Raw genomic sequence first — 26,165 nt, 5'->3', positions numbered from 1 at the left:
TGCTGACGCAGACCATGACGCGCCGATGACGCAGCCCCGGACCGCTGCGTCATGCAAAGCCGCAGGTCACAGAACCGAATGACGCAGATGACGCAATGACGCAGAAATCCGCACCTCGGACAGACAGCCTCCGACTGCTGAGGAGTTGCCGAATGGCCTCACCCTCCGTCACGACCGCGCTCCAAAGCGGACTGCCGGACCGCTACCTCACCCCCGAGGACGTAGCCGCGATCTTCAAAGTGCCACTGGAGACCGTCCGCTACTGGCGCAAGCAGCGCACCGGCCCGCCCGGCTTCCGGGTCGGCGTCCACGTCCGCTACGACCCGACCGCCGTTCAACGCTGGGCCGAGCAACAGATGGCCATCGACGCCGAAGCTGCCTAGACACCCACGCAGAAGCTCCCACAGGGCACGGTCACGAACCGTGCCCTGTGGCTTTGGACGAGAGGATCGCCCGAGCATGGCTGGCCACGTGCAGGACCGCTGGTATAAGACCGAGATCGACTCTGACGGCAGGTCCGTCCGGGTCAAGTCCGACCGTTACGGCATCGGGCTTCGCTACCGTGCCCGCTACGTCGGCCCGGACGGGACGGAGCAGTCCAAAAGTTTCCCGGACCGCGAGAAGAAGCGTGCTGAGAAGTGGTTGGACCGCATCAAGGCGGACATGGACACGGGACAGTTCATCGACCCGAAGGCCGAGCGGGTCACGTTCCGGGAGTACGCCGCCAAGTGGCTGACGGGTCTGACGACGGACCTGGGAAGCCAAGAAGTCGTGGACCGCCGCATCCGGCTTCACGCCGTCCCATACCTGGGCCTTCGCCCCATGGGGTCGTTCAAGCCCGAGCACATGCGAACCTGGCTGAGCACTCTTCAAACCGTCCTGCCGAACGCGACCTACCGGCGCGGCATCTACGACTCGGTGTCGTCGTTGTTCAACGCCGCGGTTGACGACGGAGTCATCAAGGCGAACCCCTGCCATGCGCGGTCAGTGAAGGCACCGGAGCCTGACCCCCGGTTGATCCAGCCGTGGCCCGAGGATCGCGTTTTCGCGGTCCGCGCCGGCTTGCCCGACCGGTACGCCGCTACCGTGGACGCCGCCGGCGGGGGCGGCCTGCGCCAGGGAGAGGTGTTCGGCCTAGCCGCAGAAAACATCGACTTCGACACGGGATGGCTGCACGTGCGTCAGCAGGTCAAGCGTGTGCGGGGAGCCCTCGTGTTCGCTCCGCCCAAGCGCGGCAAGCTCCGGTCCACGCCGCTCAGTCCGGTGGTGGGCGGAAATCTGCGAGAGCACATGAACCGGTTCTCGCCGGTCGAGGTCAAGCTGCCGTGGCGGACCCCGGACGGGCCATTGGTCACACGCAACCTGGTTTTCACCAGTGGTGTGGGCAACGCCATCTGGCGCAGCTACTTCGACGACTACGTGTGGAAGCCTGCTCTGGCATTCGCGGGAGTCATCCCGCCCAAGCAGCCGGGAGAGCGCTACGCCGCCGCCCCGGACGACGGGATGCACGCGCTGCGGCACTTCTACGCCTCCGTGCTCCTGGACGGCGGGGAGAGCATCAAGGCGTTGAGCGTCTACCTGGGACACTCGGACCCCGGATTCACGTTGCGGATCTACACGCATCTGCTGCCGAGCAGCGAGGAGCGGACACGGGCAGCAGTGTCCGCGGTCTTCCATCGCGGCACGTCTGGGCCCCTCCCGCAGGCGGCCTGACGGCCCACAGACGGCCCGCGGCCCACCGTGGGTACCTCTTCGGCGCCTGCGTGGCTGGTCAGAGTCGGTGCGAGGGCGCGGGACCGCCAAAAACACCCCATCTTGCCGTACGGCCAGCCCGCGATGGAAACGAGTACCTCGGGGGCACCGGGAATCGGGGTGGTGGGCGGGGTGGCCGGCCGGGGGAGGCGGGCCTCGCCTGCCAGGCCCTGGGCCCTTGATACCGGCCGGGCCGACCCGGAACGCCGCCGCCCTCCGTGGCCGAGGAGCGGTTTCGCTCGGGCACGGAGGGCGGTGGGTGGTGCGCGTACGGTCATGGGCGGCCGGGGCGGGGCCGGGGTGCGCCGTGCGGGGCCAGGGCGTGACGTGCGGGGCCAGGGCGTGACGTGCGGGGCCAGGGCGTGACGTATGACGCCGGAGCCGGGCGCGCCTCGTCAGACCGGGGTCGGGGCCACGGCGCGCCTCGTCATGCCGGGCGCCGGGGAGCTTGCGCGCCCCGGCGCCCGGGTGGCGTCCGTACCTCGGTCACGGGAGTGACGCCCGTACCTCGGTTACGAGGTGACGCCCGCCTTCTTCTTGCGGAGGAAGAAGACCGCGCCGCCGCCGACGACGACCAGTGCGACCGCGACGCCCGCGATCACCGGGGTGGCGTTGCTGGAGCCGGTCTCGGCGAGGTCGCCGCCCGCGCCGCCGCCGGTGCTGCCGGAGCCGGTGCCGGTGCCGCCGGCCGAGGCCGGGCTGGGCTGCGCGGAGGGCTTGCCGGGAGTGGTGCCCGCGGTCTTGCAGTCGAGGACGCCGGTGAAGGTCTTCTTGAAGCCGCCCGCACCCGCGACCGTGATCTCGTACGCCTGGTCCTCGCCGACCGGGACGGTGATCGTCTCGGACTTGCCCGGGGCGATCACGTGCTCCTTGCCGGAGAGCTGGAACGTGAACGGCGCGTCGCCCTTGTTGGTGGCGGTGACGTCCACGCCGCTCTTGGAGCAGTTCTTCTCCGCGGTGACGGCCGGGGCCGCGCCCTCCTTCTTCCAGGAGGCGGTGGCGGACGCGGTGGCGGTGGACTCGCTGGAGCCGGCCAGGATCATGGTCTGGCTCTTGACGCGGCCGACGCTGCCGGTGAAGGCGCGGCCGACCGAGACCTTGGTGGCGGCCTGCGCGGTCAGCGAGGTGGCGCCGTCCTTCGCGCCGGCGGGCACGTCGAAGAAGAGCTGGGTGCCGTTGGCCGCCTTGGTGACGGGCTTGCCGTCGGCGCCGACCACCTTGACGCCGGCGGGGGTACCGGCGGCCGGGGAGACGGTGACGCTGTTGGCGTTGGTGTGGACCGTGACCGGGCCGAGCTTGCTGCCGGACTTGCCGGAGACGGCCGGCGAGTCCAGCTTCAGCGACGCCTCGGGCTCGGTGAGGGTCTTCGCGTTCTGCTCCAGGTAGTCGGCGAGCTTCTCGGCGGCGGGGTCGACGGCGTCGACCTTCACGTGGTCGGAGAAGCGCCAGATCGCGACCTGGGTACCGGCGGCAGCGGTCTTCTCGGTCAGGCTCCCGGCACCGGCCTTCTGGGCCAGCGAGGCCAGGTCGTTGACCTGCGGGTAGGAGTTCTGCAGGATCCAGCGGATCTTGCCGGCGTCCGGGTTGTTGTGCAGCGACGAGGCGCTCCAGGGCACCTCCTTGTACTTCGCCATCTGCTGCGTCGGCGTGCCGATGTCGATGCAGTACGTCTGGAGGGTGCCGCCGTTGTCGACCTTCATCTCGAAGAGTCCGGCGCCGATCCGCTGGTCGCGGCCGTCGGCGTGCAGGACTGCCTGACCGTAGGTCTTCAGGCCGTCGAGCGTCGCGCTGGCGCCGCCGTGGACCGGCGCCGCGTCGTCAGCCGCGGCGGGACCCGCGGTGGCTATCGTGCCCGCCGCGACCAGGCCCGACGCCAGGACCGCGGCGGCAAGGCGGGCTGCGCCCCGCCTCTTCACTGAAATCATGAATTTCCCCTCTGGGCGAGGCAGGATCGATAGGGGAGTTGCCTCGCCGGAATGAACCCAAAGAACTCAACAGCCGAAAACATCAGCCCCCGTGAGTACTCGTGAGTACCCGACGGATCCTAGAGAGCGGGCGCAACACGATCCCCCGCAATACCGTCCTATAAGCGATCCGAATCGCAATCGTTACCGACCACACCCCACTTGACCTGGCAATATCGACAAATCACCAGGACTTTCCGGGCACTGATCGCTTCTCCGGCGTACTGCGCATCGGGGGTGCGGGAGAGGCTCAGGCCGAGGTAATACCGCCCTCCTCACGAGGGGGTGCCGGGGGCGGCGACGACCAGTCAGGTTCGGTGTCGGCTACGGCGTCCGAGGGCGTCGGGGAGGGCGAGAACTCTGGATGGGGCGGAAAGGACGGAAGGGGTGGAGCAGGTGGAGCGGATGGACCGGGTGGGAGGGGTGCGAGGGGCGGCAGGGACGGCGGGGGCGCGGCCTCGGCGGGCTCTTCCCCGCCGCCCGGCCGGCCGTTCGGGGACGTCCCGTCCGTACTCGTCCGGTTGATCCGCCGGAAGGCGGAGGTGCCGCGCGACAGGTCGTGTCCGACGGCCACGGCGTCCACCTCGACCGACACCCGCCGCTGTCCGCCCTTCTCCTCGGGCAGTTCCCGGTCCCACACCCGCATACGGCCGTGCACGACGAGAGGTTCGCCGCGCGAGACCGAAGCGGCGACGTGGTCCGCCAGCGACCGCCACGCGCGGACGGTGTAGAAGCTCGTGTCCCCGTCGACCCAGCATCGGCGCTCCTTGTCCCAGCGCCGCGCCGACGTCGCCAGGCGGAAGCGCGCCGCCGAAGCGCCTGTCGTGGTCAGCCGGTGCTCCACCGCTGTCGCGGCGTTCCCCACCAGCGTCACCATCGTTTCGTACATGGCCGTCCCCTCCCCCGTCGTGGGCCCCGGCGGGCCCGGCGGCCCGGTCCCGGGCCTGCGTGGAACCCATGCTGCACGGATTCGCCCGAGCCCGCCGGAACCTGTGCGCTACCGCGGAGTTGTGGACAACTCCGTCACTCCGGCGAGGGACCGGCCACGCTCTGCGCGCTCCGCACGCTCCGCCGCCTCACAACCCCGCCGCCACCGCGTACTGCTCCCGTACCTCCCGGTAGCGGAGCAGTTCGGCGGCGACCGGTTCCAGCACCGCCGCGCGGCCGCAGCCCGCCGCCGCCGTACGCAGCCGGCGTTCCGCTTCCTGGCCGTACCGGCGGGCCGCGCCGCGTCCCGACACCCCGCACACCCACGACAGGACCGGGCCGCCCGTCGTCCCGACGGCCGTCACCAGCAGTGCGGACAGCCACTCCCCCGCCTCCGCCGCGCCCACCGCCACGGCCAGCAGCCACAGCACCCCGACCACCTGCAACATCGTCAGCAGCCCCTGCGCCACGGCGGCCGCCGACCACCACCGCGGCCGCACCAGCGGCCCGGCGCGCAAGTCACCTTCCGAGACCGCCGCCGCCCGGTCCAGCGCCTCCGGCAGCCCCTCGGCACCCCGGAACGCCGCCTCGCGCACCGCCTGCGCCCAGGGCGCCGGCAGGCCTTCCGACGCCTCCCCCGCCACGGCCCGTACGGCCTGCTCGACCAGCGGGCGCGCCGTCGCCCGCCCGTCCACCGGCACCCAGCCGCTCACGGTGCCGTACGCGTCGTCGCCGCCCGCTTCGCCGACTGCGTCCGCCTCCGTGTACGCGTCCCGGTGCCACAGTCTGGACCGCCCCGTACGCCCCGGACTCGTCCGTCCGGACCGGCCCCGCACCGCCCCCGACCGCCGTCTGCGCAGCCTCAGGCGCAACCACGGCGTGCCGCAGGCCCGCTGCCCGTGGCGCAGCCAGTCGCGTTCCGCCGCGCTGCCCATCGCCCCGGCGCCGACCGCCTCGGCGAGCCAGTCCTCGAACTCCTCCCGGGCCGGTTCCGTCAACCCGTACCTTCCGTCGGACACATACACCGGCCACAGCCGCCCTGCCGCCGCGTCCACGTCGGCGGTCAGCCGCCGGTCCGCCGCGCCGCGCTCCGCGACGAACTGGCGGAGCGCCTCCCGCAGGTCCCCGACGCCCTCCCCGGTGGCCGCCGACAGCGCCAGTACGGCGGCACCCGGTTCGCCGTGCTCCCCGAGGGCCAGGCCGTCCTCGTCGAGCAGCCGCCGCAGATCGTCGATCACCTGTACGGCGGCGTCCCCCGGCAGCCGGTCCACCTGGTTGAGGACGACGAACATGACCTCGGCGTGGCCCGCCAGCGGCCGCAGATACCTTTCGTGCAGCACCGCGTCCGCGTACTTCTCCGGATCGACCACCCAGATCACCGCGTCCACCAGCGCCAACATCCGGTCGACCTGCTCACGGTGCCCGGCCGCGGCCGAGTCGTGGTCGGGCAGGTCCAGGAGGACGAGACCGGGCAGCGTGGCCGAGCCGGCGGCCGGCGCGTGTCTGCGGCGTACCGGCACTCCGAGCCGGTCCAGCAGGCCGTGCGCGCCCGGCTGCCCGCCGGACCACACACAGGCCACCGGCTCCGAGGTCGTCGGCCGGCGCGCCCCCACGTCCGAGTGGTCCGCCCCCACCAGCGCGTTGAACAGGGACGATTTTCCACTGCCGGTGGCTCCCGCGACGGCGATGACGGTGTGCTCCCCGGACAGCCGGTAGCGCTCGTCCGCCGCGCCGAGCACCCGTCCCGCCTCGGCCAGCGTCGCCCCGTCCAGGCGCGTCCGGGACAGTCCGACGAGCTCCCGGAGAGCGTCCAGGCGGGGGCGCAGCCGTTGTCCGGGGGTGGGCCGGGCTCCAGGGGTTCCCGGGGCTCCAGGGACTCTGGTGGCCATGGAGGCTTTGGGGTCTCTGGAGGCTCTGGGGGCTCTGGAGGACGTGGCCCCGCCTGGGGCCACAGGGTCCTCGCGGTCCTCGCGATCCTCGGGGCCTTCGGGGCCCTTGCGCCCCCTGGTGCCTCTGATGCCTCTGAGCCCCTTGGCAGTCCGTGGGTCAGGGGCGCACTCCTTCGTCTCCTGTGCACGGCCACGCCGGCCCCGTGGCTCCCGTACGGGCTCCGCGGGGTCCTGGAGCACGGCCAGTACGGCTTCGAGTTCGCTGTCGCCCTCGTCCTCCCACTCCTGCCAGTCGCGCTGCTGGTGCCATTCGTCCCCGTCCCCGTCCGAGTGGGAGCTTCGGTCCCGGTCCTCCCACTCCAGCCACTCGGGCCACTCACGCCACTCGGGCTGTCTGCCTTCGCGGTGCTCCGCCGTTTCCCGGGCGCGGGCGTGGCGTCGCTCGGCAGCGGGCTTCGCATCGGTACCGTCCTTCGCGCGGCGGGCGATCAGCCCGTCGTTCCAGGAGGTGAGCGCTTCGGCCGGGCCCGGGGCCGGCCGGGTCGCTGCCGTCTCCGGAGCTTCCGGGGTATCCGGGGCACCCGGGGTATCCGAAGCCTCCGGGACTGTCTTCGGGGCCGTCGCGGAGGAAGCGCCTGCGGCCTCCGCCGTGTCGGCGGACATCACCGTGTCAGCGGCCATCGGCATGTCGGCAGCCGTCACCGGCTCCCCCGCCTCCGCCAATGGCCGCGCACCACCACCCCCGTAAGCCCCACCCGCATTCCCGCACGCATCCCCGTCCGTACGCCCCGTACGAGCAGTCACCGCGTCACCTTCTCCTTCTGCAGTAGCGACAGCGCGGCGATCAGCGCGGCCTGATGGTCCGGCCGTACGCCCAGCGACTCCAGCGGCGTCAGGCGCCGCTCCCGTTCGCCATCCAGCGCGCGCTGGAGGTATGTGTCGAGCAGTCGGCCGCCCCGGTCCCGCAGCCGTACCGCGACTTGAGCACCCAGCAGGTCGGCGAGGGCCTCGCCTGCTGTACGGGCCCGGCGTCCGCCCAGCAGGGTGGTGGCCAGCAGAGCCGCGGCCTCCTCCGGGTCGGCGGCGGACTTCGCGCGCTCCCCGGCCCGTGCCCCGCGCGCCGCGCGTCCGCCTCGTGGCGCGCGCGCTTCCCGTACGCCTTCCTCCGCCAGTTCCTCCAGGCAGCGCCGCCACCGCCTTACGACGACGCCCAGGCGGGCGGCCGAGGCCGCGTTGTCCGCCACCTCCGTAAGGACCGCGTCCGCCGCCGCGGGATCCCGGCGCCACGCCTCGGCAGCGCGCTCGTCGGCTTCTTCCACCGCGCAGCGCAGCAGGGAGGTCAGCCCGTGGGTCAGGGCGTCCAGCAGTTCGTCGGGGCGGCCGCCGAGTTCGTGGTCCCGCCAGTGGGCGCGGGCGTCGCCGGACAGCACCTCGCCCTGCTCGACCTCGCGCCGTACCCGGGCCGCGGCCTCCTCGTACGCCTGCTCCACCTGGTCGGCCAGCCGCAGCGTGGCGGCGTGCTGGGAGGCGGAGGCCCCGGCCAGGGCCGGCATCCGGGAATGCAGCGAGGCCAGGACCCCGGCGGTGGTACGGGCGGCCGCCGCGTTCCGGACCGCGGGGTCCTGTGCGTGCCGCTCCAGCCAGCGCCGCAGTGCCGCCACCGCCGTGGCGGGCAGCAGCCCGCTGCCGCCGCCGGCCGACTCGGGCAGCTCGGGGATGGTGAAGCGGGGTACGTCGCCGAGCCCGGCGCGGGTCAGCAGGGCGGCGTACCGCGCCGAGATGTCGGTGGCGATCTGGTGCGGCACCCGGTCCAGTACGGTGACGAGGGTGACGTCGTACTCCTTGGCCGTACGGAGCAGATGCCACGGCACCGCGTCCGCGTACCGGGCGGCGGTGGTGACCAGTACCCATACGTCGGCTGCGCAGATCAGCTCGGCGGCCAGCTCCCGGTTGCGCGCGACGAGCGAGTCGATGTCGGGGGCGTCCAGGAGGGCCAGTCCGCTGGGGAGGGCCGGTTCCGTCTCGATACGCAGGGGCGCCACGCCCGCCGCGCTCACCGGCGCGCCGCCGCCCTCCTCCTCGTCCTCACCTTCGTAGGTGTACTCGCACTCGCGTTCACACGCGTCGTCGTACCCGTCGAGTTCCTCGGGGCCGTCCTGCTCGGGCACCCAGACGCGGGTGAACTGCGGCAGAACCCGGCGCCCCGCGAACCAGTGGTGATCGTCGGGATGGCACACGAGCACCGGCGTACGTGTCGTGGGCCGCAGTACGCCGGCCTCGCTGACGCGCCGGCCCACCAGAGAATTGACGAGCGTGGACTTGCCGGCCCCGGTGGAACCGCCGACGACCGCGAGCAGCGGGGCCTGAGGAGCGCGCAGCCGGGGCATCACATAGTCGTCGAGCTGGTCCAGCAACTCGGACCGGGTACGACGGGCGCGGGCGGCGCCGGGCAGTGGCAGCGGGAAGCGCGCGGCGTCGACGCGGTCGCGCAGCGCGGACAGGACGTCAAGGAGCCGGGGTTGTACATCCAAGGTTGCCACTCGTGCAGAATGCCCAATTTTGGCAGGTTTTTGAAGCGTATAGCCCTCTGTGCGCGCCGCGTAAACCCGTACAGATCGGGATCAGCGACGCATGGGGCAGTCGCGATCAGAGGGGCTCAGGCATAACGAGTGCACAACACCCGACACGTGAGGCGCCAAAAACGGTGCAGAATTCGTACCTGCCTGCGATTATCGGGACCGCTTCACCGAACCTCCACAACGTGCCACGGAGGTGAAGCAACCGGGACGAGGCACGCGGAGCCCTATCCTTGTCGGCGGCCCGTGTGATCCACGCCCACCACCTGGCCCCCGTAGCTCAGTGGATAGAGCAGGTGCCTTCTAAGCACTTGGCCGCAGGTTCGAGTCCTGCCGGGGGCGCCACTTCGTCCGCCGCCGAGGCCGCCTGGTTCCGCCGTCGCGGCCGCTCGGGCGTCGCAGCCGCTCGGGCGTCGCGGTTGCCGTACGGGCGTGACGGCCATCGGCGAGGGCGTGAACGGCCGCCGTACAGGCGTGACGGCCACTGGCGAAGGCGTGACGGCTGCCGTACGGGCGCCCGCTACTTCGCCCGTTCGCGCTTCAGCTGGCGGCGCTCGCGGCCGTTGGGATGGCGGACGACCACGCCGGCCATGCCGACGGACCCGGTGAGCCGGATGAGCGGCGTGTCCGGGAGGCGCTCGGGGGTGGTCTTGTCCCTGAGGGCGCCGAGGCCCGTCGCGACGCCGTCGGAGTTCGCGGCCCAGCCCTCCGGGATGACGACCGTGACGCCCGCCATCTCTCCGTACACCTCCACCTCCACTTCGGGGAGTCGGCACTCGGTACGGGTGAAATCGAGCCGGACGCCGCCCATGCCGCCGTGCGCGGTGATGTGCGCGGGCACCTCCCAGCGCCCCTTACGGGACGCGCCGTGGATGCCGCCCTTGAGGACCAGCGACTCGCCCGGATCCACCGCGGAGACGGCCTGCGGCAGGTCGGCGGTGAGCGGCGCGAGGTCGGCGAACGTCTTGGCGGTCAGCGCCCGTTCCAGCCGGTCGTCCAGCTCCGCGAGGTCGATCCGGCCCTCGGCCGCCGCCTCCCTCAGCCGTTCCACCACGGCCTCCCGGTCGGCGTGGGAGGCGCGCAGTTCGCCCCAGGAGGCGGATTCCGGAGTCTTGGCGGTCATGAGCTGATGATACGAACAGTACGAACAACGGCGGGCCCTGTAGGGGGAGTACGGGGAGTACGGGGAGCACTGGCAGTACGGGGCACGAGGGGTGGGCCAGCCGTCGGGCCCGCTCCGCAGGGTGCTGTCCCCCTGGGCCGCGGTGAGGTTTGCCCCACCCTGATACGGGTTCTGGCCTGACTGCTTCCGCCTGCTTCTCGCACCAGCATGGATGGCGATCGCCCCATCACCTTCATGACGGACCCCGGCAGGCCCGTGGCACGCCCATGCGCCGACCGTGTGCCAGGAGAGGACAGCTGTCATGCGGAAAGCCCCCGTACGGAAAGCCGCCACGCGAGAAGCCCCCATACGGATATCCGCCACGCGAGAAGCGCCCAGACGGAAAGCCGCCAGGCTGAACGCCTCCATACGGAAAGCCGCCAGGCGAAACGCCCCCGTACGGAATGCCGCCGCGCCGCGCCCCACGGACAGCGCCACGGACAGCGCCACGGACAGCGCCACGGTCAGCGCGGGTCCCGGCGCATGAGCCTGGACGAGCGGTCCCGTCCGCACCTACCGCTGCACATACCACCGCCGGGCACGGTCGGCCGCCTCCCGGTGGTCCAGCGCGACCGGGCCGTCGACGGGCTGCGGGCACTGGCCCTGTTGGCCGTGCCGACCGGCCACTGGCTCGTCGGCGGCTTCGTCCGCGACCCCGACAGCTCGCTGCACAACGCCAGTCCGCTCTCCGCCTTCGCACCGCTCGCGCCGATCACCTGGGTGCTCCAGATGCTGGGCATCTTCTTCCTCGTCGGCGGCTACGCCTCCGTACTGTCCTTCCGGCGCGCCACCGGGCGGGGCACGACGCCGGGCGACTGGCTGCGCGGCCGGCTGGCCCGGCTGCTACGGCCCGCCGTCGGCGTCACCGCCGTATGGGCCGTGCTGGCCGCCGTCCTGTACGCGGCCGGAGTTCCCCTCACGACGCTGCACACGGCCGCCACTCTGGTCGTCCAGCCCCTGTGGTTCGTGGGCGTGTACGCGGTGGTGACGGCGCTGACGCCGTACTGCATGGCGGCCTCGCGGCGGCTCGGGGGCTGGGCGGCGGCGCCCCTGGCGGCGGTCGTCGCGGTCGTGGACTTCCTGCGCTACGGCCCGTACGCCGACTCGGTCCCGTACTGGGCCACGCTGATCAGCCTGGTCCCGGGCTGGCTCTTCGGCTACCAACTGGGCGTCTCCTGGGGCGAGAAACGGCTCGGCGGGCGCGGCGCCCGGCTGCTGCTCGCCGGTGGTGTCGTCCTTTTCGCGGCGCTGCTCCTCGTCTTCCACTACCCGGCGAGCATGGTCGGCGTCCCCGGCCAGGACCGTACGAACTCCCACCCGCCGTCCCTGCTGGTGATCGCCCTCGCCGCGGCTCAGTCGGGCGCGGCGATCCTGCTGCGCGACCGGATCGCGGCCCTGCTGCGGCGGCCCGCGCTGTGGGCTCCGGTGACGGCCGTCAACCGGTCCGCGATGACGATCCTGTGCTGGCACCAGACCGCGATGCTGGCCGTCGCCGTACCGGCCTCGTTCGCCGGTACGACGGTGGAGGGCCTGACCACCGCGCCGGACTTCGCCGCCTGGATGGCGACCCGGCTGCCGTGGCTGCCGCTCTTCGCCGTCGTACTCGTCCTCGTCGCCCGGGTGGCGCGGCGGCTGGAGATGCCGTGGACGGGGATTTCCCGGGGGCAGCAGGTGTGTGCCGGGGTGCTGGCGGTGGGGTTCGCGGCGTTCGCGCTGCGGCTGACGGTGGTGTGACGCAGAGCGGCCCAAGGGCCGCCGGAAAACGAAGAGCACCCGTTCCGGGACCGGAGCGGGTGCTTTCGCATGGGCAGTGCGGGGGCCGGGAGGCTCAGTCGGCCATGGCCTCCGCCAGGCTGCGCGGCCGCATGTCGGTCCAGTGCTCCTCGACGTAGTCCAGGCACGCCTGCCGGCCCTCCGGGCCGAACACGCTCTGCCAGCCGGCCGGGATCTCCGCGAACGAGGGCCACAGCGAGTGCTGGTTCTCGTCGTTCGTCAGGACGTGGTACTGCGCCTCCGGGTCTTCGAAGGGGTTCGTCATGCGAGTGGCCTCTCGGTGAGGGAGTTACCAGTGGAGAATTGGATTATGCGTGAGGTTGCGCTGCCGCCGAAGCCCGGGGAAGGAAATGGGACAGTTTGTGGCTGTTATGCGCGATTCGGGCGGTCCGTCATGGTGGGGCGGGACAGGTTCGGGGCAGCTTCGGGGCACGACGCCGGCCGGTGTACGGCACGGAAAGGCGCGAGGGCCGCGGAACCAGTGAGGCTCCGCGGCCCTCGCGCTCGCGATCTCGATAATCGATTTTCGACCCCAGAGTCGATTCTCGTGGGCGCTCAGCGCCTCGCGAGACCCGCCGAATGACGCTTGCTCAGCGCGGGCCGCATCGGCAGCAGCACGCCCGCCGCGACCGTCACCGCCACCACCCCCACGATCACCCCGGCCTGCGCGGGCGGCAGATACGGCAGCGCCCCGGTCAGCGGCAGGCTGAGCGCGACCAGCGGCACCAGCGCGACCACCACGCCGACCACCAGGCCCGCCAGTCCCACGACGGCCGCCTCGATGCGCAGCATCCGCCGGATCTGGCGCCGACCCGCGCCCACGAGGCGCAGCAGCTGAATCTCCTGCCGGCGGCCGATCATGATGAGGGTGAGGGTGCTGAGTACGGCGATGACGGTGAAGCCGCCGATCACGCTCACCGCGACCATGGTGATCACTTCGCCGACGCCCCGGTCCTCGGACTGCCGCTGCTCCCCCGCAGGGGCCGGCGAGACGCGCGCGCCCGGCGCGGAGTCCGCCAGTACCCGCTGCACGGCGGCCTGCACCTGGCCCGCCGGGACGTCGAGGCCGAGCAGGACGCGGGAGTGCAGAGGCGCGGACATGTGGGGCGCCAGTTCCTCGGTGGCGAAGAGGAAGTCGCCGAGGGCGAGCGAGCGTTCGTAGACGGCCGCCACCCGCAGCGAAACGTTCGCCCCGTCGCCGTACCGCAGCGTGACGACGGACCCGATGCCGAGCCCCAGCGACCGCGCACGGTCCTTGCCCACCGCGACCGTGCCACGGCCCAGCTTCGCCGTATCGCCCTCGACCACGCCCGGGTCCAGTACGCGCGGCAGCGCCGCGGGGTCGACCGCCAGGACCGGCAGCCGTTCCAGCCGCGGATCGCCGAGTTCCTTGCGCGCCAGGACGACCGTGCTGTGCAGCACGCCCGAAGCGGCGGCCACTCCCGGTACCCGCCCGATCCGGTCGACCGATTGCTGCGTGATGCCCGGTCCGCCCGTGGTGACCGCCAGGTCGGCGCGTACCGCGTCCACGCCCTGCCGGCCGCCCTGCCGGTCCAGCGTCGCGCCGCCGGACAACTGGACCGTGACGAAAGCCACCATCAGCACGATCGGCGTGATCGCGGCACCCAGCCGGCGCGCGTTGGCCTGTGCGGCGGCGGCAGCCAGGTAGCCGCCCGCACCACCGAACCGCCGTACGGGCGCGCCGAGCACCTGTAGGGCGCCACGGGCGATCCAGGGGCCGAGCAGCGCGCACCCGATCACCAGGGTCATCGCCGCGGTGCTCGCGGCCATCGCGGCCACTTCGCCGAACTGGAGCACCGCCGTACCGGCCGACGCCACGCCGAGGAACAGCATCACCAGACCGGCCACGGTACGGCCGCGGCCCGGCCGCTCCGGCTCGCTCTGCGCCTCGCCCATCGCCTGCGCGGGACGCACCGTGGCGGTCCGCCGGCAGGCCAGCGTGCCGGCGAGCCACGCCACGAGGACGGTCAGTCCGGCGGTCAGCAGCGGTACCGCGTACAGCCACCAGGGAGACGGCAGTTCGAGGCCTGCCGGTACGGCGTCGCGGCTGCGCAGCAGGCGGAGCAGAAGCCCGAAGACCGGTACCGCGCCGATCGCGCCGATCACTGCGGCGACGACGGCGACCGTACGGACCTCCCGGCTCACCGTCGCGCGCAGCTGCTTCGGCGTGGCACCGACAGCACGCAGCAACGCCATCTCGCGGGCACGCTGGTGCACGGCCTGCGCGACCGTGCCGGCCACCACGAGTACGGCGATCATCACGACGAGGGTGCAGACCGACACCAGCAGTTGCAGCAGCCCCCAGCGGCTGGGCGCCGCGTCGAGGAACTCCGGTTCCCCGCGGCTGTCGCCGGTCAGCACCCGCAGTCCGGTGTCGTCCTCCTCGTAACGCTGCCCGGCGGTGACACTACGGGCCGGGTCGGTACCGCCCAGCGCCGCGCGTACCCCGGCATGGATCTGTTCGTCGCTCACTCCGGGTTCGGCGAGGACACCGATGGCGTCGGCGCTCCCGGGATGTCCCGCCAGCTGCCGCGCGTGCTGGTCGGTGAAGAAGACAGCGCCCTGGTGGCCCAGGCCCGTGCGGTCGCCCTGCCCCTTGGGGGCCGCGATACCGCTGACCTCGTACATCGCGGGGGCGCCGAGCGACTGCACCGTGATCTTGTCGCCCACGTGCACGCCCGCGTGGGCAGCCAGATCGCCGTCGAGGACCACCTGCCGGGGGCCGGCGGGGGCACGCCCTTCGCGCAGCGTGAACGGGGCGAGAGCGGCGGCTTGCCAGGGGTGGCCGTATACGGGGGCCGGGGTGGCAGTCGGGGTCGAGGTCGAAGTGGGAGTACTGGTCCGTGTGCCGGTCGGCCGCACGGATACGGCGACCGGGAAGGCATCGTCCGCGACGGCGGCGCGTACGCCCGGCACGGCGGCGATTCTGGGCAGCACCGAACGCGGCACCCGCACCCGTTCCGTCAGTTCCGCCGAAGTCGACTGGGCCTCGTCGCCCAGCATCTTCGCCGTGTAGCGGGTGGTCTGGTCGCCGGTGACGACCGCGGCGGCGCCCGCGTAACGCTCCACCCGCGCGTGGCCGGCCACCGTGGACAGCGTGGCCAGGGCGAAACCGCCGAGCACCAGAGAGGTGAGCACCAGTACCGCGAACACCGCGGCCCACGCCCTGCGGTGCAGCTTCAGCGAACGGGCGGCGAGGAAACGGGCGGTACGGCGGGAGCGTACGGGGTGCACAGGGCGCACGGGGTGTACAGAGCGCACGGGGTCTACGGGGCGCACGGGGCTGTCGTGGGGCGCGTACGTCATGGCCTCGCGCTCCCGCCCAGTCGCTTCATCGCCTGCGCGACGCCGTCGGGTTGCGGCTGGTCCAGTACGCCGACGACGCGCCCGGCGTCGATGAAGAGCGCCCGGTCCGTCCAGGAGGCGGCGACCGGGTCGTGGGTGACCATCACCACCGTGTGTCCGGCGCGGTCCACCGCGCCGCGCAGCAGAGTGAGTACGTCAGCGGCGGTGACCGGGTCGAGGGCGCCGGTCGGCTCGTCCGCGAAGATCACCGCGGGGTCGGTGACCAGCGCGCGGGCGATGGCCACCCGCTGCTGCTGCCCACCGGAGAGCAGCAGCGGGGAGTCGTCGGCCCGGTCCGCCAGACCCACCGCCTCCAGGACGCGCAGCGCTCGCGCCCGTACGTCCGCACTGCCCGGCGCCTCGCCGCCCAGCAGCAGGGGCAGCGCGGCGTTCTCGACGACCGAGAGCGAGGGCACCAGGTTGAGCGACTGGAAGACGAAGCCGACGCGTTCGCGGCGGAGCCGGGTGAGGGCGGCTTCGCCGATCCGGGACAGGTCCGTGCCGTCGATGCGTACGGTTCCCGAGGTCGGCCGGTCCAGGCCGGCGGCGCACTGGAGGAACGTCGTCTTGCCGGAGCCGGAACGTCCCATCACGGCCACGAAGCTGCCCCGGGGGACCGTGACGCTGACGTCGTCCAGGGCGGCCACGGTCCTGGCGCCGCGCCGGTAGCTGCGGGTCACGGATTCCAGCGACAACGCGGCGCCGTCGTCACCGGGTGTGCGGAGCGGCTCCGCTTCCCTCGTCGCTCTGCCGCTTTCCCGCGGGCGAAGCCTGATCATTCCGTAACCCCTCCGGCCTTGCGCTTGCTCGCCGATGTTTCGGCTGCTCAGACGCTATGTGCGGAGCGTGGCGGTAACGAGGGCGTCCGCACCCCACTTGAGGGGGCACTCAGCTACACCATGGGGGTGGGGGCGACGGTACCGGGCGGCGAGTGACGGACGCCCTGGCCCCTCCCCCGCATACGAACGCTGGCCGCTCAGGAATCACCCCTGAACGGCCAGCGTACGAGCATCGGCGATCGATCAGCCGACGGCTTCGGTCGATCAGTTACCGGCGAGCGAGTGCAGGTACCGCATCAGCGTCATCAGTACGTCCCGGCTGGAGGTACGCAGCCGGGCGTCGCAGTCGATGATCGGCACCTCGGCGGGCAGGTCGAGGGCGCCCCGGATCTCCTCGATGGCGTGGACGGGGGCGTCCGGGAAGGAGTTGATGGCGACCACGAAGGGGACGCCGCGCTCCTCCAGGCGGCCGATGACGTCGAAGCTGACCTCCAGGCGACGGGTGTCGATGAGCACCACCGCGCCCAGCGCGCCGTCGAACAACCCGTTCCACAGGAACCAGAAGCGCTGCTGGCCCGGTGTACCGAACAGGTACAGCACCAGTTCGTCGTTGAGGCTGATGCGGCCGAAGTCCATCGCCACGGTCGTCGAGGTCTTGCGCTCGACACCGACGATGTCGTCCACGCCGACACCGGCCTGGGTCATCGTTTCTTCAGTGGTCAGCGGGCGGATCTCGCTCACCGATCCCACCAGGGTCGTCTTGCCGACCCCGAAACCGCCCACGATCACGACCTTGACCGCGGCGGCGGCCGTCTCGGGCAGTTCGTCCTCGCTCCGCGGCCCCTGAGCGGGGCGCTCGACGAGCGTTTCAGAGCTTTTGAAGTCCATGGATCACCGCCTCAATAAGGGCACGGTCGGGAAGTTGGGCGGGCGGCACGGGCGCGCGTGCCACCACCCGCCCGTCGGCCAGCAGGTCACCGAGCAGGACGGTGACCACGCTGATGGGCAACTGCAGGTAGGCGGAGAGTTCCGCCACGGACAGCGGGGAATGGCACAGCCGCATGATCGACGCCTGCTCCGGCTGCATCCCCGGCTTCGGTCCGGCCTTCGACACGATCAGCGTGACCAGGTCGAGGGAGGTGGTGTGGCCGGAGGCGCCGCTGCGCCCACCGGTGATCACATAGAGCCGCTCGGGGCTCTGTTCCTCCCAGTCCTGGTCCGCTCCGCTCATGCCGTGTCCCCGCTTCGCCCCGCCGTACCCGCGCGCGGCTCACGCCGCCGGCCGATCCGCTCGCTGCGCCCGCTCATGCGTCCTGTCCGTCGTGGCGCGGTGGGCTGCTGAGGTGCTCGCCGATACGGGCCACCAGGTCCCGCATCCGCTGACCTATCAGCCCGGCGTCCACACCCTCATCGGCCAGGACGGCGAGGTACGCGCCGGCGCCCGCCGCCATCAAGTAGAAGAAGCCACCGTCCAGTTCGATCACGACCATGCGCATCCGGCCGTCGCTGTGCGGGAACTCCGCGGACACCGCGCCCGCCAGACTCTGCAGTCCGGCACAGGCCGCCGCCAGACGGTCGGCGGTATCGGTCTCCGTACCGTACTGGGCCATGCGCAGGCCGTCCGAGGACAGCACGACCACGTGACGGGTCTGCGGAACGCTCTCCGCGAGATCCTTGAGCATCCAGTCCATGTTGGGCCGGTGCTGAATCATGGCTACTCACTCTTTTCCGACGACTCGTCACTCTTCTCACTGGCTGCACTTGCGGCACTGACTGAAGTCCCCGTACCGGCGGCCGGGCCCGGGTGGCCCGCCCAGCCGGCATCCGGCCCGGGACGCTCGGCGGCCCCGCCCCACTGGTCCGGCCGGCCTTGCCGGCCGTTGACCGACTGACCGTACTGGTCATGGTCCGGCCGGCCGTACTGGTCGTGGTTCGGCTGAGGCTGGGCCTGGGCGTGCGGCTGAGGCTGGGCCTGGGCGTGCGGCTGAGCCTGGGCCTGGGCAGGCGCGGGGGCCTGCTGTCCTCGGGGCGACTGCGGCTGCGACTGCCCCGACGCACCCGACCCGCTCTCGCCGGACAGGCCGCTCTGGAACGCGGCGAGCCACATACCGGGCTGTACCGGCGCGGCCTCCTCCGTCCCGGCGGCGGGAGACGTGGGCGCGGGCGCCGCGTGGGCACCGGGAGCCGCCGGGGGGACGGGCGCGGTGACACGGGACTTGCGGCGCCGCTGCGGCAGTCCGTTGGCGGTCCGCTCGGTCACGAGAGGGAGGTCATCCTGGGTCTCCTCCCGGACATCGTCCCGGAACTGCGGAGGCACCGCCGCGGCGGCGGGCGCGGACACTGCGGGTACGGACGGCGCGGCCGGAGCCGCATTCCGGGACGTGGCCGGAGCGGGGGCCGGCGGCACGGCCGGCGTCGCGGCGGCGTGCCGGGGGCCGGCGGCCTGCGGGGCCGCGTTCACCTCGCGGCGCTCCGTACGGGCCGTACGCGGACCCGAGGACGCGCCGATGCCGTGCGCCCGGCCGGTCGCCGCGGCGGTGGTGATCAGGTCCTGCGGAACGATCAGCACCGCACGGACACCGCCGTACGCGGAAGGCCGCAGCGACACATGGAAGTTGTACGCCTGCGCCAGCCGGCCGACCACGGCGAGACCCAGCCGCGGGGTCTCCCCCAGGTCGTTGACGTCGATGCCCTGCTGCGCCTGCTGGAGCATCCGCTCGGCCCGCGCGCGGGCCTCCTCGCTCATGCTGACGCCGCCGTCCTCGATCTCCACGGCGATGCCGGACTGCACCTCCACGGCGGTCAGGTGCACCCGGGTCTGCGGCGGGGAGTAGCGGGTGGCGTTGTCGAGCAGCTCGGCGAGCGCGTGGATCAGCGGCTCGACGGCGGTGCCGACGACCGCGACCTCCGAAACGGAGTGCAACTCGACGCGCTGATAATCGATTATTCGCGACATCGCGCCACGCAGCACACTGAACAGCGGGACCGCGCGGCTCCACTGGCGGCCCGGGCGCGCGCCACCGAGAACGGCGATGGAGTCGGCGAGACGGCCGATCAGCGCCGTACCGTGGTCCAGGCGCAGCAGGTCGCCGAAGACCTCCGGGGACTGGCCGTGCCGGTCCTCCATGTCTCGGAGTTCCTGTGCCTGTTGGTGGACGATCGCCTGCACGCGGCGGGCGATGTTCACGAACGCGCGCTGCGCGGACTCGCGCAGGTCCTCCTCGGCGACGACGGCGTCGAGGACGGAGCGCAGCACCGCCTGGTGCGCCGCGGTGAACTCGGGCGTCAGTCCCGACTCCCGCCCCTGCCGCGTCACCTCCTCGGTGATCGCCGCGTGCACGTCCTCGGGGAACTCGCCGCGGCCGAGCCGGGCCACCACCTCGGGCAGCAGCTCCTCGGCCAGCCGTACGGTCTCGGCCTCCTGCCGGCCCAGCGCCGCCTGCTGCGCCGCGGCCTGCGCGCGGAGCGCGGCGAGCGCCTGGCCGCGGCGGGCGACCTCGCCGGTGACCAGCGCGACCGCCACGGTGGCGACCGCACCGATCCACACCACCGGCGTGGTCGCCTGCGGGGGAACCGTCACTGCGGCGACCGCCGCGGCCACGGCGGTCGCCGCGGCGGGCAGTATCCACGCGAGAACCGAGGCAGGACGCGGCCCCTCGGGCGACGATCCTTCTCGAACCATCTGCACCCTAAAACCCTCAAAACATCGACAGATCACAGGACGTCTAGCGGGCCCCAGCTCCCCGTTCGGCGCCGCCACAGAGGTACCTGCGGTAACTGCCTTCATACACTGGGCCGGTAGTAGCATAACCGCCTTTGATCAAGGACTGACGCCAGGTCACTCCTCGCCCTCCGCAGGCGGATCCGCGCACTCCGCCGGAGTGGTCGGCGCCGAAGTGCGGGCCGTGACCAGCGGATGAAGAACCGGTGGCCTTGAGCCGTATCGCCTTTGGATTCAAGGTGAATGAGCTCCGGCCGTCACCGATTACCCGTTACCCGTTAACCGTTACCCGTGCGGCATCGGCACCGGCCGTCAGGCATCCGCCTCCGGTCCGTCCGGCATCCGCGTCCGGTCAGAGTTCTTCGCCCGACAGCAGCGGTTCGAAGCGTTCGTAGGCCGCGTAGTCGCGGAAGTGCCGTGCGTACAGGTCGGCGTCCTGTGTCAGATCCTCGTCCAGCGCCGCGCTCACGTCCACCACACACTTGAAGCACCAGGACACGGTCTCGCCCCGGTCATTGAGGTAGCTCGTCTCCCGGGAGCGGGCTCGCCGCTCGGCCCGGCGCCGCGCGTCCGCCTCGTCCGTCGCGTACACGAGCAGCACGCTCTCCTCGTACAACGGATCGCCGCCACGCTCGCCCGGCGATCCGCCACTCTCGCCCAGCGATCCGCCGTCCCCCTTACCCGGCGACTCCATGAGGACCACCGCGATGTACGGCCTGGGCCCGCTGTCCCGGGGCTCGTGCTGTCCGCCGGTCGCCACGGCGCATTCACCGTCCTCGGCTGTGAATCGGGCATGTGCCACGGCCCAGCGGCGTTGCGGGACCGCGCCCGTCCGCACGCGTTCAGCCGGATGGAAGACCTTCGCGTTCAGCATGGGAGCCGGCTTCCCGCAACCGGCCCTGTATCGATCATGAACGCCAACCGGTTCGGCATGATCGTTCCTCCAGGGTGAACGGTGACTCACCGCGACCGGCCTCGCAGCCGGCGCAATCATCTTCACCCGTTCCGGGAGTTACCGCACGTCGGCGGCTTCCGGCGGGGGACGGACGGGCAGCGGGCCCGCCGGCTCGGCACGGCGCCGCGCGCCTCAGAGCCGTACGGCCTTGCGCGGCTGCTCCATGGCTCCGGCCAGCAGCCCCCGCAGCGTGGCGAATTCGTCGACGCACCGGCCCGTACCGTTGACCACACAGTCCAGCGGGTCGTCGGCGACCACCACCGGTACGCCCATCTCCTGGCGCAGCCGCTGGCTGAGGCCGCGCAGCAGCGCGCCGCCGCCGGTCAGCGCGATGCCGCGCTCGATGATGTCCCCGGAGAGCTCGGGCGGACACTCGTCGAGGGTGCGGTGCACGGCCCGGACGATCGCGTCGACCGGTTCGGCGAGCGCCGAACGGATCTCCTCCTCGGTGATCTCCTGGATCCGCGGCAGCCCGCTGACGTGGTCCCGGCCGCGTACGGTGTAGGACGTACGGCGCTCGGGCTCGCCCTCCTCGTCCACGTCGACCGGGGTCCAGGCCGCCGAGCCGATCGCGATCTTGATGTCTTCGGCGGTGCGCTCGCCGATCGCCAGCGAGTGCTTCTTCTTCACGTACGACATGATCGCCGCGTCCAGCGCGTCACCCGCGACCCGCACCGACTGGGCGGTGACGATGCCGCCCATCGAGACGACGGCCACCTCGGTCGTGCCGCCGCCGATGTCCACCACCATGCAGCCGACCGGCTCGGCCACCGGCAGACCGGCGCCGATCGCCGCCGCCATCGGCTCCTCGATCAGATGCACCTCACGGGCGCCCGCGCTGCGCGCCGAGTCGATGACGGCCCGCCGCTCGACGCCGGTGATGCCGGACGGCACGCAGATCACGACCCGCGGCTTGGAGAAGCGGCGGGTGGGCAGCGCCTTCTTCATCAGGGCGCGCAGCATCTGTTCGGCCGCGTCGAAGTCGGCGATCACCCCCTCCTGGAGCGGGCGCATCGCGGTGATGCCGGACGGGGTGCGGCCGATGGTGCGTTTGGCCTCCGACCCGACGGCGATCACCTCGCCGGACGCGTTCACGGCGACGACGGACGGCTCGTTCAGGACGACACCCTTGCCGCGTGAGTAGACCAGGGTGTTGGCGGTGCCCAGGTCGATGCCTATGTCGTACGTACCGGACGAAGTGCTGGACGCCATGGGAGGTTCGCTTGCTCTCTCTCGACTGGACGACAGGGCCCCGCGCGCAGGGTCCTCGAACATCGCGCCCCGGGCGGCACGGATGGCTCGCTGAGCCGCTCGGGCGGTGAGGTCCGCCGAACTCGTCAAGCTCAGCAAGCTCGCCAATGGCGCCATTTGCGGGCAATTATCAAGACTACAGGCGGTGCCGAATGGTTCCGGGTGGCGCCGAGCGGTTCGACGCCACCGAGTGGTGCTCGGCGTGTTCAGCCCGGCGCGGACGTCCGCGAGACGCCCGGTCCGCCGTTCTCCCGCACCGCCCTCGTGCCTCCCGTGTCCCCCACTTCCCGTGTCCCTCCGGCGTCCCGCGCTTTCCGCGTCCCTCCCGTGTCCCCCACTTTCCGCAGCCCTCCTGTGTCCCCTGCTCCCCGCGTCGCCCGGTTCCTGCCGCCGGGGCCGCGGGACAGGGCCTCGGCCAGGCCGTCCAGCGCGTCCAGGAGCAGATCGGCGCCGCGCAGCGCGACACCGCGGGTCTCGGACTGCGCGGCCCACTCCTCCCATACGGCGCGCAGCGCGCTCCAGTCCAGGTCGCGCCGCTCCCGTACGGCGTCGACCGCGCGCGGCAGGGACTCGCGCAGCTCTTCGGTGAACGTCTGGGCACCGGGTGAAGGTTCCGCGTCCTTGTCCGGAAGGTGCGCTTCCAGAATCATCGTCACCCGGCCCATCGTGGACAGGGCGGACTGTGCCGACGCCGCCGCGCTCAGCGACAGTCCACGGTGGCGCACCGGCTCCTTCTCGGCGCGCGCCTCGCTCTCCTCCCAGGCGGCGCGGGCCGCGCGGGCGTCCAGGAGGGCTTCGCGGACCTGGCGGGGACGGCGTTCGGCGGGCCGCGCGTAGCTGTCGAAGACGGCGACGGCGTACCGGCCGTTGGCCTCCAGCCACTGGGCCAGCCGTTCGCGCAGCCGCGGTGTCTCCCAGGCGGGGAAGAGCGCGTAGGACAGCATGGCCAGCAGTCCGCCCAGGAGGGTGAGGACGACCCGTTCCTGGACGGTCTGTTCCCAGCCGGCGCCCGCGATGCCGAGCAGGAAGACGACGTACGCGGCGACGCACGCCGAGGTCACCGACACGCCCGTACGCATCAGCAGGTACATCGCCAGGACGCACACGACCGCCAGCGCCGCGCTGACGTACAGGTTCGGGTGGGTGAGGCCCATGATCGCGCCGCCCACCGCGACGCCGACCAGAGTGCCGATGAACCGTGCGACACCGCGTGAGTACGTCTGCCCGAAGTCGGGGCGCATCACCATCACCGAGGCCAGCGGCGCCCAGTACCCGTGGCCGAAGGGCAGCGCCTGGCCGATGAGGTACCCCGCGGCGGCCACCGCGCTGACGCGCAGCGCGTGCCGGAAGATGTGCGAGGACCAGCGGATCTCACGGCGTACGGCACGCAGCGCCACCGGCACCAGCTTCGGCACACTCGGGCGCAGCAGATGCCCGCGCTCCGCCTCGGTGGTGGGCCGGGTGGCCTGCACGGGCTCGTCGGTGAACTCCACGGCGTCGGCGAGCAGTGAGATCAGCCGCAGCGCGGAGCGGCGGGCGGCGCCGGTCAGCCGCGGCCCGTCGCCGTCCTGCGGCATTTCGAGGGTGGCCATCGCCTCGGGCGGCAGGCGTACCGGCCTGCCGTGCCGGATGGCGGTCGCGACGGCGTCCAGTACGGTGGCGGCCGCGCCGAGCAGTTCGCGCGCCCGGTCCCGTTCGGGCCCTTCCACGGGCGCGCCGACGACCGGGTCGGCGAGCGACGCCAGCACCGGCCTGACCTGTTCGGCCAGCGCCCGGGGCCCGTGCAGCTGGACGGGGCGGCGCTTGGCCTGACGTGGGGTCACGGCGGAGGCGAGGCGCGCGTTCATCAGGGGCTGCGGGTCGAAGGGGGCGACGGGGTCGTGCCGCAGCCGGCGCGCGTAGTCCGCCTCGGCGGCCAGCGCGTCGGCGAGCGCGTCGCGCTGTACACCCCATGGCCGTACGGGAAAGAGCACGATGAGCGCGGCCTGGACGAATCCGCCGAACGCGATGATGGCCGCGTGCTCCAGGGCGCCGAGGACCGAGGTCGGCAGCGTGACGGTGACCAGCATGACCGAGACGGTCTGGGTGCCGACCAGCCCGGACACCGGCCCGACCGACCAGGCCAGGCCGGCCAGGAAGGTCCACAGGGAGAGCAGGACCAGGAAGCCGACGATGTGCGCGGCGGCCAGGTAGCCGAGGAAGGTGGAGACGGAGAGGCCGCCCGCGACCGCGAGCGCCAGCACGGGCCGGGGCCGCCAGCTGCGCTGGAAGGTGGCGATGCCGGCGGCGAACGCGCCGAAGGCCGACGAGACCGCGAGGGCGGGGCTGCCGAGATACAGGCACAGTCCGATGACGATGGCGACACCGACCGAGCCGCGGATCGCGATCAGCGGGGTGAGCTTGGCCTTCTCGATGGTCAGCCCGGAGCGGGCGGTCTTCTTCAGCGCTCGCGACCAGGTCATGCCCCCGAGAATACGTACTCGGAAGCGCCGAAACGGATTGATCAGCGCCGGTTTGTCGACGGGTTGCGACGGGAACTCGGACGGGTTCGCGCAGGGTGCGGGGAGGGGCGCGGGGAGAGGTGCGGGAGGGGCGCGGGGAGAGGTTCGCGGAGGGGTGCACGGGTGGGTTGCCGACGGCCGTACGGACGGGGGTGGCACCGCCCCCGCCGACACGTACGCCGATACGGGCAGCGCTACGGGCAGCGCTACGGACAGCCGTCGAGCCGGCCGGCCGCACCAGCTCCCCCGCTCGACGATTCGCCGAGAAAATCACCGTAAAGGCGGTTTCTGCGACAGGTAAACCGCGCAGGTCACAGACGTGTCTCGCCGACGGCCCCGATCCGCGAGGGCAACACGACCACCGGGAAGGGAAACCCCGGCACCGGCCGCACCCTCTTGCTCGTCAGCCGGACGCCCTCCGGCCCGCTCAGCAAGGAGAAGTCCCCGTGCGCAAGACCCTGCTCCCCCCAGTGGTCGCCCTGACCACCCTGGCCGCCCTCGCCGCCACCGCCGGCTGCGGCTCGGGCGGATCCGACGACACCCCGGTGCGCTTCGGTGACGCCCAGGGGTCCGGCTCGCACGGCGCCGAGCGGCCGGGCCGGGCGTCGCTCGCCCAGATGCCGACCCACCCGATCAGCTTCAAGGAACAGCGCAAGGTCGGCGGCGCCGGGGACGACACCCCGATCGGCGTGACCACGTATCACGGCCCGAAGTCCGGGTTCACCGGGAAGGTGTGGGTATGGGCGCCGCCGGAGTACTACGAGAAGAAGAACGCGGACAAGGGGTTCCCGGTCCTGATGGCACTGCCCGGCGCCGAGGGCTACCCGGTGAATTACTGGATCGGCGGCGACCTGAAGCTGGAAGAGAATCTGGCGCAGTGGTCGAAGGAGGGCAAGAGCCTGCCCTTCATCGTCGTGATGCCGGTGCTCAACCCCAACGCCAAGCAGTACTACGACGCCAGCGACATACCCGGCCAGCCGAAGATGGGCACCTGGCTGAACGAGGACGTGCCCGACTTCGTCCGGCAGAACTTCCGTACGCTCAAGGGCCGGGACGGCTGGGCGATCATGGGTTCCTCGTCCGGCGGTTTCGCCGCGCTGAAGAACGTCCTGCAGCACCCGGAGACCTTCAAGGCCGCGATACCGAGCGGCCCGGACATCGTGCCGGACTCACCGCTGTGGCGCGGACACGCCAGGGAGGAGCGGGAGAACAACCCCGAGGTCCTGGCCCAGCGGCTGATCACCAAGGGCGGACCCGACGTCTATCTGGCCTTCCAGGACGGTTCCAAGGAAGCCACGGTCGTGCCGAAGGTCAGGAAATTCATCGCGCGCTACGGACGCGGCCCGGTCAAGACGCGGCTGCAGACGGTGGCCGGCGGTACGCACGGCGCCGACACCTATGTGAAGGGCATGGGCGAAGGCACGATGCAGTGGATCAGCGCCCACATGCAGGGACCGGCGGAGTAACTTCCGTAACTTCCGCCCCTTCCCGCACGCAAGCCCCGCTCGACCCACCGCATCGTGTCCCCTCCTCCTCGCCCGGCCCTCGG

At 72.1% G+C, this 26,165-nt stretch carries 19 protein-coding genes and 1 tRNA gene; 5 read left to right on the top strand and 15 right to left on the bottom strand.

The genetic code is table 11. The features are described from left to right. Positions 1–152: 152 nt before the first annotated feature. Both OEIGOIKO_RS27250 and OEIGOIKO_RS27245 read left to right on the top strand, forming a co-directional pair. Positions 153–383, top strand: a complete 231-nt coding sequence (locus tag OEIGOIKO_RS27250; protein WP_125056203.1) for a helix-turn-helix domain-containing protein — start codon at positions 153–155, stop codon at positions 381–383. 76 nt (positions 384–459) lie between these two features. Then, the gene (locus tag OEIGOIKO_RS27245) at positions 460–1,713 is read left to right on the top strand and encodes a tyrosine-type recombinase/integrase (protein ID WP_125056202.1); all 1,254 of its coding nucleotides are present in this window, start codon (positions 460–462) and stop codon (positions 1,711–1,713) included. A gap of 551 nt (positions 1,714–2,264) precedes the next feature. Here OEIGOIKO_RS27245 and OEIGOIKO_RS27240 read toward each other — a convergent pair. From OEIGOIKO_RS27240 to OEIGOIKO_RS27225, 4 genes are all read right to left on the bottom strand, one after another. Then, entirely contained in the window at positions 2,265–3,677 is a 1,413-nt protein-coding gene (locus tag OEIGOIKO_RS27240; RefSeq protein WP_125056201.1) for a thioester domain-containing protein, read from the bottom strand. Positions 3,678–3,966: 289 nt separating this feature from the next. Further along, the gene (locus OEIGOIKO_RS27235) at positions 3,967–4,605 is read right to left on the bottom strand and encodes a single-stranded DNA-binding protein (RefSeq protein WP_125056200.1); all 639 of its coding nucleotides are present in this window, start codon (positions 4,603–4,605) and stop codon (positions 3,967–3,969) included. A gap of 187 nt (positions 4,606–4,792) precedes the next feature. Beyond that, positions 4,793–6,532, bottom strand: coding sequence for a YfjP family GTPase (locus tag OEIGOIKO_RS27230; RefSeq protein ID WP_125059004.1), 1,740 nt, complete (start codon positions 6,530–6,532; stop codon positions 4,793–4,795). Positions 6,533–7,332: 800 nt separating this feature from the next. Beyond that, the gene (locus OEIGOIKO_RS27225) at positions 7,333–9,063 is read right to left on the bottom strand and encodes a dynamin family protein (RefSeq protein ID WP_125059002.1); all 1,731 of its coding nucleotides are present in this window, start codon (positions 9,061–9,063) and stop codon (positions 7,333–7,335) included. A gap of 314 nt (positions 9,064–9,377) precedes the next feature. Between OEIGOIKO_RS27225 and OEIGOIKO_RS27220 the strand changes: the two genes are divergently transcribed. Continuing rightward, positions 9,378–9,453, top strand: a tRNA-Arg gene (locus OEIGOIKO_RS27220). 175 nt (positions 9,454–9,628) lie between these two features. Here the strand turns inward: OEIGOIKO_RS27220 and OEIGOIKO_RS27215 are convergent. After that, on the bottom strand, positions 9,629–10,231 hold the full coding sequence (locus OEIGOIKO_RS27215; protein ID WP_125056199.1) for a DUF1707 SHOCT-like domain-containing protein: 603 nt from the start codon (positions 10,229–10,231) through the stop codon (positions 9,629–9,631). A gap of 522 nt (positions 10,232–10,753) precedes the next feature. On the opposite strand from OEIGOIKO_RS27215, the gene OEIGOIKO_RS27210 reads away from it, so the two are divergent. Beyond that, positions 10,754–12,004: an acyltransferase family protein gene (locus OEIGOIKO_RS27210; RefSeq protein WP_125056198.1), complete on the top strand. Its 1,251-nt coding sequence runs from the start codon at positions 10,754–10,756 to the stop codon at positions 12,002–12,004. Between the two features lie 94 nt (positions 12,005–12,098). Here the strand turns inward: OEIGOIKO_RS27210 and OEIGOIKO_RS27205 are convergent, their stop codons facing one another. From OEIGOIKO_RS27205 to OEIGOIKO_RS27160, 10 genes are all read right to left on the bottom strand, one after another. Continuing rightward, positions 12,099–12,308, bottom strand: a complete 210-nt coding sequence (locus tag OEIGOIKO_RS27205) for an MbtH family protein (RefSeq protein ID WP_030018958.1) — start codon at positions 12,306–12,308, stop codon at positions 12,099–12,101. Between the two features lie 290 nt (positions 12,309–12,598). Beyond that, positions 12,599–15,307 (bottom strand): ABC transporter permease, encoded by a 2,709-nt coding sequence (locus OEIGOIKO_RS27200; RefSeq protein WP_246177557.1) that lies wholly within the window; start codon positions 15,305–15,307, stop codon positions 12,599–12,601. A gap of 59 nt (positions 15,308–15,366) precedes the next feature. Beyond that, positions 15,367–16,188 carry an ABC transporter ATP-binding protein gene (locus OEIGOIKO_RS27195; RefSeq protein ID WP_125056196.1) on the bottom strand — a complete coding sequence of 274 codons (822 nt, stop codon included), beginning with the start codon at positions 16,186–16,188 and terminating at the stop codon, positions 15,367–15,369. Positions 16,189–16,452: 264 nt separating this feature from the next. Further along, positions 16,453–17,076 (bottom strand): GTP-binding protein, encoded by a 624-nt coding sequence (locus tag OEIGOIKO_RS27190; protein ID WP_031004535.1) that lies wholly within the window; start codon positions 17,074–17,076, stop codon positions 16,453–16,455. After that, the gene (locus tag OEIGOIKO_RS27185) at positions 17,057–17,419 is read right to left on the bottom strand and encodes a DUF742 domain-containing protein (protein ID WP_125056195.1); all 363 of its coding nucleotides are present in this window, start codon (positions 17,417–17,419) and stop codon (positions 17,057–17,059) included. Before OEIGOIKO_RS27185 ends, OEIGOIKO_RS27190 begins: the two co-directional genes overlap by 20 nt. A gap of 73 nt (positions 17,420–17,492) precedes the next feature. After that, positions 17,493–17,900 carry a roadblock/LC7 domain-containing protein gene (locus OEIGOIKO_RS27180; protein WP_030018953.1) on the bottom strand — a complete coding sequence of 136 codons (408 nt, stop codon included), beginning with the start codon at positions 17,898–17,900 and terminating at the stop codon, positions 17,493–17,495. 2 nt (positions 17,901–17,902) lie between these two features. Beyond that, positions 17,903–19,870, bottom strand: coding sequence for a sensor histidine kinase (locus OEIGOIKO_RS27175; RefSeq protein WP_461791926.1), 1,968 nt, complete (start codon positions 19,868–19,870; stop codon positions 17,903–17,905). A gap of 391 nt (positions 19,871–20,261) precedes the next feature. Continuing rightward, positions 20,262–20,669: a DUF4288 domain-containing protein gene (locus tag OEIGOIKO_RS41790; protein ID WP_170251868.1), complete on the bottom strand. Its 408-nt coding sequence runs from the start codon at positions 20,667–20,669 to the stop codon at positions 20,262–20,264. A 327-nt stretch (positions 20,670–20,996) separates the two neighbouring features. After that, positions 20,997–22,076 (bottom strand): rod shape-determining protein, encoded by a 1,080-nt coding sequence (gene mreB / locus OEIGOIKO_RS27165; protein WP_125056193.1) that lies wholly within the window; start codon positions 22,074–22,076, stop codon positions 20,997–20,999. 245 nt (positions 22,077–22,321) lie between these two features. Beyond that, entirely contained in the window at positions 22,322–24,577 is a 2,256-nt protein-coding gene (locus tag OEIGOIKO_RS27160; RefSeq protein ID WP_246177556.1) for an FUSC family protein, read from the bottom strand. A gap of 485 nt (positions 24,578–25,062) precedes the next feature. Between OEIGOIKO_RS27160 and OEIGOIKO_RS27155 the strand changes: the two genes are divergently transcribed. Next, a complete protein-coding gene (locus OEIGOIKO_RS27155) occupies positions 25,063–26,082 on the top strand; it encodes an alpha/beta hydrolase (protein WP_125056192.1) in 1,020 nt (339 codons plus the stop codon). Positions 26,083–26,165: the final 83 nt, after the last annotated feature.

Source organism: Streptomyces paromomycinus (assembly GCF_003865155.1).
GTDB classification, from domain to species: Bacteria; Actinomycetota; Actinomycetes; order Streptomycetales; family Streptomycetaceae; genus Streptomyces; species Streptomyces chrestomyceticus.
The sequence above is the reverse complement of the archived record's forward strand: the minus strand, read 5'-3'. Positions and strand labels throughout refer to the sequence as shown.

Bases quoted from the DNA above. Each gene is read 5' to 3' on its own strand.
- OEIGOIKO_RS27250 (WP_125056203.1), top strand. From the start codon at position 153: ATGGCCTCACCCTCCGTCACGACCGCGCTCCAAAGCGGACTGCCGGAC.
- OEIGOIKO_RS27245 (WP_125056202.1), top strand. From the start codon at position 460: ATGGCTGGCCACGTGCAGGACCGCTGGTATAAGACCGAGATCGACTCT.
- OEIGOIKO_RS27240 (WP_125056201.1), bottom strand. From the start codon at position 3,677: ATGATTTCAGTGAAGAGGCGGGGCGCAGCCCGCCTTGCCGCCGCGGTC.
- OEIGOIKO_RS27235 (WP_125056200.1), bottom strand. From the start codon at position 4,605: ATGTACGAAACGATGGTGACGCTGGTGGGGAACGCCGCGACAGCGGTG.
- OEIGOIKO_RS27230 (WP_125059004.1), bottom strand. From the start codon at position 6,532: ATGGCCACCAGAGTCCCTGGAGCCCCGGGAACCCCTGGAGCCCGGCCC.
- OEIGOIKO_RS27215 (WP_125056199.1), bottom strand. From the start codon at position 10,231: ATGACCGCCAAGACTCCGGAATCCGCCTCCTGGGGCGAACTGCGCGCC.
- OEIGOIKO_RS27210 (WP_125056198.1), top strand. From the start codon at position 10,754: ATGAGCCTGGACGAGCGGTCCCGTCCGCACCTACCGCTGCACATACCA.
- OEIGOIKO_RS27205 (WP_030018958.1), bottom strand. From the start codon at position 12,308: ATGACGAACCCCTTCGAAGACCCGGAGGCGCAGTACCACGTCCTGACG.
- OEIGOIKO_RS27195 (WP_125056196.1), bottom strand. From the start codon at position 16,188: ATGATCAGGCTTCGCCCGCGGGAAAGCGGCAGAGCGACGAGGGAAGCG.
- OEIGOIKO_RS27190 (WP_031004535.1), bottom strand. From the start codon at position 17,076: ATGGACTTCAAAAGCTCTGAAACGCTCGTCGAGCGCCCCGCTCAGGGG.
- OEIGOIKO_RS27185 (WP_125056195.1), bottom strand. From the start codon at position 17,419: ATGAGCGGAGCGGACCAGGACTGGGAGGAACAGAGCCCCGAGCGGCTC.
- OEIGOIKO_RS27180 (WP_030018953.1), bottom strand. From the start codon at position 17,900: ATGATTCAGCACCGGCCCAACATGGACTGGATGCTCAAGGATCTCGCG.
- OEIGOIKO_RS27175 (WP_461791926.1), bottom strand. From the start codon at position 19,870: ATGGTTCGAGAAGGATCGTCGCCCGAGGGGCCGCGTCCTGCCTCGGTT.
- mreB (WP_125056193.1), bottom strand. From the start codon at position 22,076: ATGGCGTCCAGCACTTCGTCCGGTACGTACGACATAGGCATCGACCTG.
- OEIGOIKO_RS27160 (WP_246177556.1), bottom strand. From the start codon at position 24,577: ATGACCTGGTCGCGAGCGCTGAAGAAGACCGCCCGCTCCGGGCTGACC.